The 12,993-nt window shown below is 62.6% G+C and carries 6 protein-coding genes; 5 read left to right on the top strand and 1 reads right to left on the bottom strand.

Annotation, left to right across the window (positions count from 1 at the left end; genetic code table 11):
• Both norR and RMO23_RS01110 read left to right on the top strand, forming a co-directional pair.
• Positions 1–1,396 (top strand): nitric oxide reductase transcriptional regulator NorR (norR, locus tag RMO23_RS01115; protein WP_309678218.1); only part of this gene is annotated, 1,396 nt, incomplete at its 5' end.
• 131 nt (positions 1,397–1,527) lie between these two features.
• A complete protein-coding gene (locus RMO23_RS01110) occupies positions 1,528–1,704 on the top strand; it encodes a hypothetical protein (RefSeq protein ID WP_309678217.1) in 177 nt (58 codons plus the stop codon).
• Positions 1,705–1,713: 9 nt separating this feature from the next.
• Here RMO23_RS01110 and RMO23_RS01105 read toward each other — a convergent pair whose 3' ends face one another.
• Positions 1,714–2,715: a tripartite tricarboxylate transporter substrate binding protein gene (locus tag RMO23_RS01105; RefSeq protein WP_309678216.1), complete on the bottom strand. Its 1,002-nt coding sequence runs from the start codon at positions 2,713–2,715 to the stop codon at positions 1,714–1,716.
• A gap of 849 nt (positions 2,716–3,564) precedes the next feature.
• Here RMO23_RS01105 and RMO23_RS01100 point away from each other — a divergent pair.
• The 3 genes from RMO23_RS01100 to RMO23_RS01090 form a co-directional block, all read left to right on the top strand.
• On the top strand, positions 3,565–5,316 hold the full coding sequence (locus RMO23_RS01100) for a multicopper oxidase domain-containing protein (RefSeq protein ID WP_309678214.1): 1,752 nt from the start codon (positions 3,565–3,567) through the stop codon (positions 5,314–5,316).
• A 51-nt stretch (positions 5,317–5,367) separates the two neighbouring features.
• On the top strand, positions 5,368–5,952 hold the full coding sequence (locus RMO23_RS01095) for an SCO family protein (RefSeq protein WP_309678212.1): 585 nt from the start codon (positions 5,368–5,370) through the stop codon (positions 5,950–5,952).
• Positions 5,953–6,004: 52 nt separating this feature from the next.
• Positions 6,005–12,993: peroxidase family protein (locus RMO23_RS01090; protein ID WP_309678210.1), on the top strand; the 6,989-nt coding region annotated here is incomplete at its 3' end.

Here is a 12,993-nt window from a genome sequence, read left to right as displayed (position 1 = left end):
GGTCAGCGACGCGCTGGGCCGGCGCTTTGCGGTGAGCCAGCATCCGCGCCTGTCGGCCATCCTGGCGCGGCGCGGCGTGACCTGTTTTCACCACGAAAGCACCTTGCCCGACCCCTATGACGGCCTGATTGATGCCCATGTCGGCGAGCCGCTGCCGGTGCATGACTGCATGGGCTGCAGCCTGCATGTCGAGGGCCAGCCCTGGGGCGTGCTGACGCTGGACGCGCTGCAGATCGGCACCTTCGACGCGGCCGCGCAGGCCGACCTGGACCAGTTCACCGTGCTGATCGAGGCGGCGATTCGCACCACCCGGCTCGAAGCCGAGATCCGCGCGCTGCGGCTGAGCCGGCAGGCCGACGCGACTGGCGGCGGCGCCGTCAAGGAAGAGGGCGAGATTCTGGGCCAGAGCGAGGCCATTGCCCAGTTGCTGCATGAGCTCGGCGTGGTGGCCGATTCCGAGCTGCCGGTGCTGCTGCTGGGCGAAACCGGCGTCGGCAAGGAGCTGTTTGCGCACCGGCTGCACCGCCTGTCACGGCGCCGCGCCAAGCCGCTGGTGCATGTCAACTGCGCGGCGCTGCCCGAGTCGCTGGCCGAGAGCGAGCTGTTTGGCCATGTCAAGGGCGCATTTTCGGGCGCGGTCAGCGACCGGCCGGGGCGCTTTGAGGCGGCCGAGGGCGGCACGCTGTTTCTCGACGAGATTGGCGAGCTGCCGCTGGCGGTGCAGGCCAAGCTGCTGCGCACCCTGCAAAACGGCGAAATCCAGCGCCTGGGCGCCGACCGGCCGCGCCGTGTCGATGTGCGCGTGATTGCCGCCACCAACCGCAGCCTGCGCGACCTGGTGCGGGCCGGCTCGTTTCGCGCCGACCTCTACCATCGGCTGTCGGTGTACCCGATTCCGATTCCGCCGCTGCGCGAGCGCGGCAACGATGTGCTGCTGCTGGCCGGCCGCTTTCTGGAACTGAATCGCGCGCGGCTCGGTCTGCGCAGCCTGCGCCTGTCGGCCGAGGCGCAGGCCGCGCTGCGCCGCTACCGCTGGCCCGGCAATGTACGCGAACTCGAGCACGCCATCAGCCGCGCCGCGCTGAAAGCCGTGAGCCGCGGCGTGGGGCGCAACGAAATCGTCACGCTGCAAACCGATCTGCTCGACCTGGACAGGCTGGAGCTGCCGGCCGGCGACGCCCAGCCGGCCGCCCCCTTGTCCGCAACGCAGGCGGCCGAGGCGCCCCCTGCGCTGGCGGGCGGCAAGCTGCGCGACGCGGTGGACGCCTGCCAGCGCCAGGCTATTGAGCAGGCGCTGGCCGCGCATCGGGGCAACTGGGCCCAGGCGGCCCAGCAGCTCGGCCTGGATGCCAGCAACCTGCACAAGCTGGCGCGCCGGCTCGGCCTCAAGGCCTGATTGGCGGCGCAATGGCGCGGGTTATGCGGAAATTACATCAAAAATCATCATCATTAGGCTGGCAATACTAGGGATAACCCTTATTATTGAGACATCGTAACTACGCATCGCCCCCGGTGGTGACTTTTGATATGGTCCAGTTCATTGTCCAGATCGCCCGTTTTCTCCCCATGGCCAAGGGCGTCGCGCCGGTACACGGTGTGGCCCACAACCTGATGGAGCGCGCCGACGCGGGTGCCGGCCGCAACCCGCAACAGGCGCAGGAATTGCGCCGCGCGGCCTGCGCTTACCTCAGCGTGGTTCGCTGAGGTGTTTTTTTAAAGTTTGACGCCCGCGCCTTTGACGACCGGCGCCAGGTTAGACACCTGGCTGGCGACGAAGGCGCTGAAGGCGGCCGGGCTGGCGGGGCTGGTGGTGATGCCCAGCTCCAGCATCTTCTTTTTGATATCGCTGCCGGCCAGTATTTCGTTGCAGGCGGCGTTAAGCCTGGCGACCACGTCGGCCGGCAGGCCGGCCGGCCCGCTCAGGCCAAAAAAGTTGTCCAGCACCAGCTGCCGGTAGCCAGACTCGACCACGCTGGGCACATCGGGCACCAGCGGTGAGCGGCTGGCCGAGGTCACGGCCAGCGGCACCAGCTGCCCGCTCTTGAAATAGGGCACGAAGGCGGTCAGCACATCAATGCCGACCGGAATCACGCCGGCGATCAGGTCGGTCGTCATGGGCGCGCCGCCCCGGTAGGGAATGTGCACCAGGTTCACGCCCATGGCTTTTTTCATCAGCTCGCCATAAATATGGCCAATCGACGCCGGGCCGCCGGAGCCGAAGTCGAGCCGGCCCGCCTTGCGCGCCTGCGCCTCCAGATCGGGCATGGTCTTGATCGGGGTGGCCGGATTGGCCATGACCACGCAGGGCGCACTGCCTATCAGGGCGATATGGCTAAAGCCCGCGACCGGGTCGTAGGGCTGCTTTTCGAGCGCAAACGGACCGATCGAAATCGGTGTGGAATTGCTCAGCAACAGCGTGTAGCCATCGGCGGGCGCCTGCGCCACCACCAGCCCTCCCACGCTGCCGCCCGCGCCCGGCCGGTTGTCAACCACCACCGCCTGGCCCAGTTTTCTGCCCAGCTGCTCGGCCAGCACGCGGGCCACGATGTCACTGGCCCCGCCGGCCGGAAATGTCACCACGATCTTGATAGGTTTGTCGGGCCAGGCGGCCAGGGCGGGCAGGGCGACGCTGGCCGCGCCGCAGGCCAGCAGCTGGAGCGCGGCGCGACGCGGCAGCTTGGCTGTGCCGGTCGAAGGAAGGGCGGTGCGGTGCATGGTGTACTCCTGTAGACGGGTTGCCTGCGAAGCTGCTGTTACGGGTGCGCGCCCGGATCCGGCCGGCCGCGCAATTGCTATCAATACAATAGCAACATGTGGCCGTTTTGACTGGATCAGAGGTGGATTTTGCTGGAAGTGCCGGAAAAAGCAAGCGCCTTCAGTCATGGCCCGAAAATGCCTTGAGCGCCGCCCACGCCTGCCTCAGCGTGGTCCGGTACGCCTTCGCCGCTGCTTCACACCTGAGTCCTCTGGTCGGCGATCCCGGCCAGGGTCGTCGGCGGCCCCGTCCCGGATGCTGCCGACGGGCGTAGACCGCGGATCGACCGGCTCACAGCCCGCGTCTCCTGCAGGCGCCGAGCTGCCGCCTTGTCCCCCGCGGTGCAGGCGCCACCATTCGCCCTCCACGGCGCACACCGGGGTCGCAGGGCCGCGCCCACTTCGTTCGCTGCTGCAGGCAGATACGCCCCATGGACACATGCCGATCAGGTGCCTGATCGCGCGGCGACCTGCTCAAGGCGCCTCTCGCGAACTCCCGGCTCATGTGATTATTGATACAATTTGTTTCATTTGTAGTTATTAGACACATACTTAAAGTTACAAAAGTAACTTTTGAGTCTTAATGCGGGAAAAGTTAGGTAGGCAATTTTTCCCACGGGCCGGTAGTCGGTCCACGAAAAACCGGATTTTGAACCTTAACAAAAGTCGCGCCGGCAGCGGGATTTTTTAGGGGATTGGCAGGAGAAAACCTACGCAGGACACTGATTCCACTCAACCCAAACTCACAAAACTTCACAAAGATATGTGATTGCTTTTGGTTGTTACTTGATGTAACCAAGGAGAAGTGTCATGTCGACGTTTGAAGCCGCCAATTTCCCCAAGCTCAATCGCAGGCAGTCGCTCCGGCTGGGCGCTGCAACCGCCGCAGTCGGCGTATTGACGAGCAAAGAGCTTGCCACATCCACTCAAGCCGCAACGGCAACTATCACCCCCCCGTTCACCACACCGTTTGCCGTGGCCTTGCCGGTATACACAGCCAAAACGCCGGTCAGCGGCCTGAGTCCGCCGCCAACGCAGGACGCGAATACAAGTGGCGGAGAGTGCGGCCGGCCGTCGCACCAGCGCGAGACCGAATTCCCCAGCCAAAAATACTACGAAATGCACGCCAAGGAAGCCTGGCATTCGTTCCATCCGGAACTGCCGGTCCAGAAAATCTGGGGCTACGACGCCAGGCTGCCCGGCCCCACGTTTGTCGAACGCTACGGGGTGCCGATCACAGTTCGCATTTACAACGATCTGCCGGCCCAGTCTATTGGCTTTGGCTCTCCGGAAATCTCAACCCATCTGCACAATCTGCACTCCGGGTCTGAGAGTGACGGCTTTACCGGTGACTACTACAGCGCCACCAAGTACGGGCCGACCATGACGGCATCGGGTGCCTACAAAGACCACCACTACCCGAACATCTATGCCGGTTATGACAACCCGCTCTACGCAGCCACCAAAGGCGACCCGCGCGAAGCCCTGGGCACGTTGTGGTATCACGACCACCGCCTGGATTTCACGGGCCCCAACGTTTACAAGGGCCTGACCGGCTTTTATTTGCTGTTCGATGACATCGACTCCGGCAACGAGCTCGACACCAACCCCAAGGCTCTGCGCCTGCCCAGCGGCGTGGGCAAGTACGACATTCCCCTGGTGTTCCAGGATAAATTTTTCGATTCGAGCGGCTACCTGGCCTATGACCAGTTCAACACCGACGGCATCCTGGGTAACAAGTTCTGCGTCAATGGCAAGGTTCAGCCCAAGTTCTCGGTAGAGCGCCGCAAGTACCGCTTTCGCCTGCTCGATGGCGGGCCTTCACGCGTCTATGAGTTCTATCTGACTGACGCCAGCGGCATCAACATCAGCTTCACGCACATTTCCAACGACGGAAATCTGTTTCCTGCGCCCCTGACCACCAAGAAGGTCATGCTGGGGGTGGCCGAACGGGGCGACATCATCCTTGACTTTGCCGGCTACCCCCTCGGCACCAAGCTCTACCTCGTCAACCGGATGATCCAGACCAACGGACGCGGCCCAGACAACGGGGCAAGGGACGCCAACGGACTGTTGCTGACCGCGGGCACTCAATTACTGCGTTTCGACATCGACCGGGACCCCCCCGTGCCCGACCAGAGCCGCGTGCCTGCATTGCTGCGCGAATTGCCACCGATCGATCTCAACGAGGTGGTAACCACCCGGAACTTCGTGTTCGGGCTGACTAACGGAGGTTGGACGGTCAATGGCAATCTGTTTGACGTGAATGTGGCGACGGCCCAGCCCAAACGGGGCACTGCTGAAATCTGGGTGCTCAAGGGCTCGGGCAACTGGCACCACCCGGTCCATATCCATTTCGAGGAGGGCCGCATCCTGTCGCGCAATGGCCAGCCGCCCGCGCCGCACGAAGCCGGGCGCAAGGATGTTTACCTGCTGCAACCCAATGACGAAGTGCGTGTGTTTCTGCGCTTCCGGGAGTTCCAGGGCAAATACATGATGCATTGCCACAACCTGATCCACGAGGACCACGCAATGATGATCCGCTGGGACATCGTTCCGTAAGCCGGCTCACACCGCCCGCATGTTCATCAACCCTTATCTGGAGAACGCATCATGAACACCAAACGCAACCTGCTGGGACTGATGGGTGGAGCGGCCTTGTTGCCCCTGCTCGCCTCGACCGGACCGCTCCATGCATCAGCACCAGGGCCAAAGGTCAACGCCTTTCCCAATTTTGTGCTGGAAACCCACGAAGGCAGAAAAGTGAAGTTTTACGACGACCTGCTGAAGAACAAGATCGTCGTCATCAACATGCTTTACACCTACTGCTCGGGCATTTGCCCTGCCAACACCAGCAACCTGCTGCAGGTGCAGCAAGAGCTCGGCAAGCGGCTCGGCCGCGACATCTTCATGTATTCGCTGACCTTGCAGCCGGAGTTTGACCGGCCTGAGGCGCTCAACGCCTACGTGAAGCAGCGCGGAATCAAACCAGGCTGGACCCTGTTGACGGGAAAACCCGCCGAGATGGAGCAGATCAGGCGCCGCCTGGGCTTTGTCGATTCCGACCCCATCGCGGACGCCGATCTGAGCAACCACACCGGTGTGGTCCGGGTCGGCAATGTCGCGCTGGATCGCTGGTTCATGATGCCCGCGATGAGCCGCTCGCAACAGATTTCGCGCGCTATTTTGGAGTTGTAGTACCGGCGCGGTTTTGACCCGCGCTAACTGTGCAAATTAAAGGGGAATCAAAATGGTCTCGTTCAACAAAATCGATCTTGAATACATCCTGACGCAGATTCGGCTGGCGGAGACCGGGCAACCGTCCAACCCGCAATTGTCCTTTGGTCTGCGCACGGTGGACGGCACCAACAACAGCCTGGTGCCGGGGCAGGCCGGTTTCGGCTCGGCCGATCTGGCCTTCCCGCGTTTGACGGCCCCCGTCTTCGCTGCCGCCCAGACTATTCCAGCAGGCGCACTTGGCCCAGGATCGCCATCAACACCCACCTCGTACACCCAAAGCGCCGGGATTGTCTACGACTCCCAGCCGCGCACCATCAGCAACCTGATCTCCGACCAGAGCCTGAATAACGCAGCGGCGGTTGAGGCCGCGCTCGCGTCCCTGGGGAATGCCAATCCTGTGGCCGCAGCCGCCCAGGTTGCCGCAGCGCAGCTTGCCGCCGCAACGTCACAAACAGCTGCAACGAATGCGTTGACCATCCTCAATGGGCTGATCTCCAGCGGGGCGCCCCCGGCCGATATCAGTGCAGCACAAATCGTTTCTGACGGCCTGGCCGCGACCGCCACCACTTCCGCCACCGCTTTTCAAGCCGTGCTGACGGGCTTCGGGCTTACTTCGGAAAATGGCTCACTGGTGATTCTGAACGTCACACCTGATGCCGGGCTTTCCGCGCCCTTCAATACCTGGATGACCCTGTTCGGCCAGTTTTTTGATCACGGCCTCGACCTGGTGACCAAGAGCGCCAGCGCAGGCACCGTGTTCATTCCGTTGCAGCCCGACGACCCGCTCTACGTGGTCGGCGGCCACACCAACTTCATGGTGCTGACCCGCTCTGTCAAGGATGCCGGAGCCGACGGAATTCTGGGAACGGCCGACGATATCAACAGCGCGGGCACCAACACCATTACCCCCTTTGTTGACCAAAGCCAGACCTACACCTCGCACCCCTCGCACCAGGTCTTCCTGCGCGAATACCAGACGGGCGTGGATGGGAAACTGCACGCCACCGGCAGGATGCTGGACCACATCAGCGCCGACGGCAGCCACCACATGCCGACCTGGGCGGACGTCAAGGCCAACGCCCTCAAGCTGGGCGTCTTGCTGACCGATGCCGATGTCGGCAACATTCCCCTGCTGGCCACCGATGCCTACGGCAACTTTATTCCAGGCGCCAACGGCTACGTGCAGATCGTCAAGGGCAACCTTCTGGTCGAAGGCACCGCCCTGGGAACGAACACGATCGGAGCCACCAGCACAGGCCATGCCTTCCTCAACGATATTGCGCATAACGCCGCGCCCGTTATCGTGGGCGGGGTCCTGATGCAGGATGCCGATAATGTCGCGGGTAACGCCGTTCCATTCGATGTCCAGGGCAATAACCTCGTATACGACAACGAGCTGCTCGACGCCCACTACGTCGCCGGTGACGGCCGGGTCAATGAAAACATTGGCCTGACCGCCGTGCACGAAGTCTTTCATCTGGAGCACAACCGCCTGATCGAACAAACCAAGGATCTGGTGCGAGCCGAACTGGCCAATGGCGATACCGCTTTTGCCACCGAATGGGTGCTGGCAGGTGCCAACGTGTTCGATGGCATCCAGGACAACGAATGGAACGGCGAACGCCTGTTTCAGACGGCCAAGTTTGGTACCGAAACCCAGTACCAGCACCTGGTGTTTGAAGAGTTCGCCCGCAAGGTAGCGCCCACCGTTCACCTGTTTGGCAATCTGCAGATCAATCTTGACCCGGCCATCACGGCCGAGTTTGCCCACGCCGTATACCGCTTCGGCCACTCGATGCTGGACGAGGCCATCAACCGCTACCAGATTGGCCCTGACGGTACGCCAGTGATGGATGCCAACGGACACCCGGTGTTGAATCAGATTGGACTGATTGACGCGTTCCTGAACCCCCTGGCGTTTGCCTCTGCGGGCAAGGACGCCGCCGGCCAGATCGTGCTGGGCTCGGTCAACCAGGTCGGCAACGAGATCGACGAGTTCGTCACTGGCGCGCTGCGCAACAACCTGCTCGGCCTGCCGCTGGACCTGGCCGCGCTGAACATCGCGCGGGGCCGGGAAGCGGGCGTGGCGCCGCTGAACCTGCTGCGCCACCAGCTGTTTAGCCAGACCAACGACACCGCACTTAAAGCCTATGACAGCTGGGACGACTTCGGCCAGTTCCTCAAGCATTCCGGCTCGCTGGTCAATTTTGTGGCGGCTTACGGCACACACCACACCATCACCGACGCCGTCACCTTGGTGGACAAGCGCGCGGCGGCGCTGGACCTGGTGAGGAATGCCGCCGTCGGCTCCGCCACCTTCAACCAGGATGCGTCTGACTTCATTCACAGCGCCGGCATTTACGCCAACGACCTGACGCATACGAACACGCTGGCGCAGCATAGCCAGTGGAGCACGGGCTCCATCACCGGGCTGGACAATGTAGACCTGTGGATAGGCGGCCTGGCCGAGAAGCAAAACCTGTTTGGCGGCCTGCTGGGTTCGACCTTCAACTTCATCTTCAAGACGCAGATGGAATCGCTGCAGGACGCCGACCGCCTCTACTACCTGCCCCGCATTGAGGGCACGCACTGGGGCACCGAGATTGAGGGCAATTCATTCGCTGAAATGATCATGGGCAACACCGGCACCCATCATTTGAGTGCCAGCGTCTTCCTGACACCGGAGTATGTGGTCGAAGCCAGCACCATAAACAAGCTCGATCCCTCCACCTGGCTGCGGGAGCCGAACCTGCCGGGGCTGGACGGCATTCTGGGCACCGCTGACGATATCCTCGGCAAGCTGCTCATCGATGTCACGAACGACGGCACCATCCGCTTCCTGGGCCATGACAACTTCAAGGGCAACACCATGGTGCTGGGCGGTACCGCAGGCGATGACCGCTTGATCGCGGGGCAGGCCGATGACGACACCGTGTGGGGCGACGGTGGCAACGACTACCTCGACGGTGGCAACGGCAACGACTTCATCTACGGTGGCACCGGCAACGACACCGTCACCGACAGTGCCGGCAACGATGTGATCCATGGCGATGCGGGCGACGACAACCTCGACGGCGGCATTGGCGACGACATTATTCTCGGTGGCGATGGCAACGACTTCATCAATGGCGGCCTGGGCCTTGATGTTCTCAGTGGCGGGCTGGGCAATGACATCATTCTCGGTGGCGAAGACGCCGACGAAATTACTGGCAACGAGGGGGATGACTGGATCGAGGGCGGCGCCGGTGGCGACTTGCTGATTGGCGACTCGGGCGCGCCCACCGGGAAGCTCCCCCTGTTTAGCGGCAACGATGTGCTGATCGGCGGTCAGGGTGGCGACAGAATGCACGGCTTTAGCGGTGACGACATCATCGTTGGCGAAGGCGGCTTTGACTTCATGCTGGGCGACCTGGGCTGGGACTGGGCTTCGTTTGACGGCTTGGCTGTGGGTGTGGACATCGACATGACCCTGGTGGATATCGTGCTTGGCAACCCGGCAACCGCGGCCGATGCCATTCGTACCCGCTTTCTCAACACGGAGTCCGTCAGCGGCTCTGCCCACAACGACATTCTCCGCGGCACCAATGTGGCCATCGCCGACCCCTTTAACGAACTGAACAACCCCAACCTGATTTTTGGCCTGACTGACATTCTGGGCCAGGGCAGCTATACGCCGATAGGCCCGGTGGCGTTCTCCAACGGCAACATCATGCTGGGCGGCGCCGGCAGTGACCTGATTGAAGGCCGTGGCGGCGACGACATCATTGACGGCGACGCAGCCCTGCATGTGAGCCTGACCTCGCGCAGCGCGGGCGGCCAGATCATCCGCGAGATCAACAACGATGGCCAGGTCGGTGACGTGGACACGGCGTTTTACCAGGGCAGCTTCGACCAATACTCTATCAACGAGATCGTGAATCCTGTGCTCGACGCCAATGGGAACTTGACCTTCGATGCCAATGGGCTCATTGTGGCCGGCACCGGCATCTTCCACATTACAGACAATGTCGCCAACCGGGATGGCTCCGATACGCTGCGTAATATCGAACGGATCGAGTTTGGTACCTTCACCGACCCCGCCCTGCGGCTCTTTGACCTTGGCAAGCTATCCGTTTCTGGAATTAGCAAAAATGCATTGCCCAGCGGCAGCCTGAGCTTCACCGCGGGTGATTCCGACCCGGTAACCGCTGGCGTTCAACCCGTAGTAGGGTTGCCGCTGACCATCACCAGCACCATCTCCGATGCGGACGGCATGGGCCCTCTGCAATACCAATGGGAGGCGATGGACCTGGCCAAGCTGCAATTTGTGGAGATAGCCGGCGCCACCAGCGCGACCTTTACCCCCACCAGTACCTTCCTCGGCCAGCCGCTGCGTGCGCATGTCAGCTATGTGGATGGAACGGGCTATACGGAAACCGTCTATTCGGCGGCAACCACCGCCCTCACGGTAGCGCCAACAGGCAACAACACGGCGCCGACCATCGTGGTTCAGGGCACCACGACGGGCCTGCCAGACACATCGGGCAGACAGGGAACCGAGTTGAACCAGTTCCTGCCGCTGACCACCACCTTCACCGATGCCCAGACGCCCTCCAATCAGTTGCATTACACGGCCACGCTGACCAGCGGACAGGCGATAGACGGGACGGCCGCTTCCTATGGCTTGAATTTCAGCCTGCTGTTCGATTTGAATGGGGTTTTGACGGGAGCTAAAGTCACCGGCGCGCCGCAAGTCTATGGCGCAATCGATGTGCGTGTGAGCGCAACCGATACCGGACCCGGCACGCCGCTGACGGTAACGGACACCTTCCGCATCAACGTCCTGCCGCCAACACTTGCATCCGGGATTACCCCGGTTCCCTTGCCAATTCGCACGCTGCTGGTTAGCGACAATACGCCGACCGAAGACCAGGTACTGACGGCGAGCCAGGTATTCACCGCGGCAAATGACGTGAATACCGCAACCCTCTCCTACACCTGGCAGGCCAGTATCGGCGGCGTATGGACCAACCAGGCGACCGGTTCCACCTTCCAGCCAGGAGATGCGCAGGTCGGTCTGAATCTTCGCGTCGTCGCTAACTACATCGACACCAGCGGTGTTGCCCAAACCGTGGTCTCGGCTCCCACCTTGGCCGTGGCAAACATCAACGACCCTCTGGTAGGAACAGCCACGATCAGCGGCGTCGCCACGCAAAACCAGCTGCTGACGGCAAATACCGGTGGCATCTCCGATGCCGATGGCATCCCGGTCGGCGCGTTTACCTACCAGTGGACGCGCGGTCTCACTGATATTGCATCCGCCACGGCAGCCACCTACACACTCACCAATGACGATGTGGCGACACAGGTCAGCGTGCGGGTCAGCTACGTGGATGCCCACGGCACCTTTGAAAGCACCACCAGTGCACCCACCAATGTGGTGCTCAACGTCAATGACGCACCGACCGGTACCGCTACGGCTCTGCTGGCAGCGGGCACCGAAGATGTGGCCTACACCGTCAGCGCCGCCAGTCTACTGGCCGGTTTCAGCGACATTGACGTGGGCGACGTGCTCCGTGTCAGTGGCTTGACCACCTCTAACGGCACCATCACCGCCAATCTGGATGGCAGCTACACCATCACGCCGACGGCCAATTTCAATGGCCCGGTCAGTCTGACTTACAGCGTTATTGATGGTAACGGCGGCAGCATAGCGGCCAGCCAGAGCTACACGTTGGCCGCAGTCAATGACCCGACCGCCGGCGCGGTCACCATCAGCAACCTCAACCCCGACTTGCTGCGCACCCTGACCGTCAGCCACAACCTCACCGACGTGGACGGTGTTCTGACCCTGCAGGGCTACCAGTGGCAATCCGCACCCAACGGGACGGCCACCTGGACCGACATCGCGGGCGCCACCGGCAACACCTTCGTCACCGACACCCCTGGTGTGCAACTGCGCGTGGTGGCCAGCTACACCGTGGGCGGCGGCCCCGTGGAAACCATGATCTCCGACCCGGTGACGGCGGCCGTGGGCGCCTTTCACATCATTGTGGGCACCAATGCGGCAGGCGAAACACTGACCGGCACCGCGGTGGCCGACCACATCACTGCGCTGGGTGGCAACGACACCCTGTTTGGCCTGGCCGGCAACGACATCCTGATCGGCGGGGGTGGCAGCAACATCCTCGACGGCGGGCTGGGCAACGACATCATGACCGGTGGCAATGGCAACGACACCTACTTCGTCGACAGCGCTGGCGATGTCATCAACGAGGGGATCAACGAAGGCACCGACCTGGTCAACAGCTCGGCCGCGACCTACACGCTGGGCGCCAATGTCGAAAACCTCACGCTGACCGGCACGGCCGCCATCAATGGCAACGGCAATGCGCTTAACAACGTGATTACCGGCAACAGCGCCAGCAACACGCTCAACGGCGGTGCGGGCAACGACACCCTGCTGGGCGGGCTGGGCAACGACGTGTTGAACGGCGGGCTGGGCAGCGACAGCATGGCCGGCGGCGCTGGCAACGACATCTATGTGGTCGACAGCGCAGCCGATGGGGTGCTCGAGAACGCGGGCGAGGGCACCGACCAGGTCAACAGCTCGGCCGCGACCTACACGCTGGGCGCCAACGTCGAGAACCTGACGCTGACCGGCACGGCAGCCATCAACGGCAGCGGCAATGCGCTGGCCAACGTGGTCACCGGCAACGCCGCCGCCAACGCGCTGGACGGTGGCGACGGCAACGACACCCTCAACGGCCTGGCTGGCGACGACGTGCTGGACGGTGGCCTGGGCAACGACAGCCTCAACGGCGGCGGCGGCAACGACAGCCTGATCGGTGGTCTGGGCAACGACGTGTTGAGCGGGGGCCTGGGCGACGACACCATGACTGGCGGGCTGGGCAACGACGTCTATGTGGTCGATAGCGCCGCCGATAATGCTGTCGAGATCGCGGGCGAAGGCACCGACCGGGTCGACAGCTCGGCGGCGAACTACACACTGGGCGCCAA

Source organism: Polaromonas sp., assembly GCF_031411155.1.
Lineage (GTDB): Bacteria > Pseudomonadota > Gammaproteobacteria > Burkholderiales > Burkholderiaceae_C > Polaromonas.
The sequence above is the reverse complement of the archived record's forward strand: the minus strand, read 5'-3'. Positions and strand labels throughout refer to the sequence as shown.

Coding starts and splice junctions, on each gene's coding strand:
- RMO23_RS01110 (WP_309678217.1), top strand. CDS start 1,528: ATGGTCCAGTTCATTGTCCAGATCGCCCGTTTTCTCCCCATGGCCAAG.
- RMO23_RS01105 (WP_309678216.1), bottom strand. CDS start 2,715: ATGCACCGCACCGCCCTTCCTTCGACCGGCACAGCCAAGCTGCCGCGT.
- RMO23_RS01100 (WP_309678214.1), top strand. CDS start 3,565: ATGTCGACGTTTGAAGCCGCCAATTTCCCCAAGCTCAATCGCAGGCAG.
- RMO23_RS01095 (WP_309678212.1), top strand. CDS start 5,368: ATGAACACCAAACGCAACCTGCTGGGACTGATGGGTGGAGCGGCCTTG.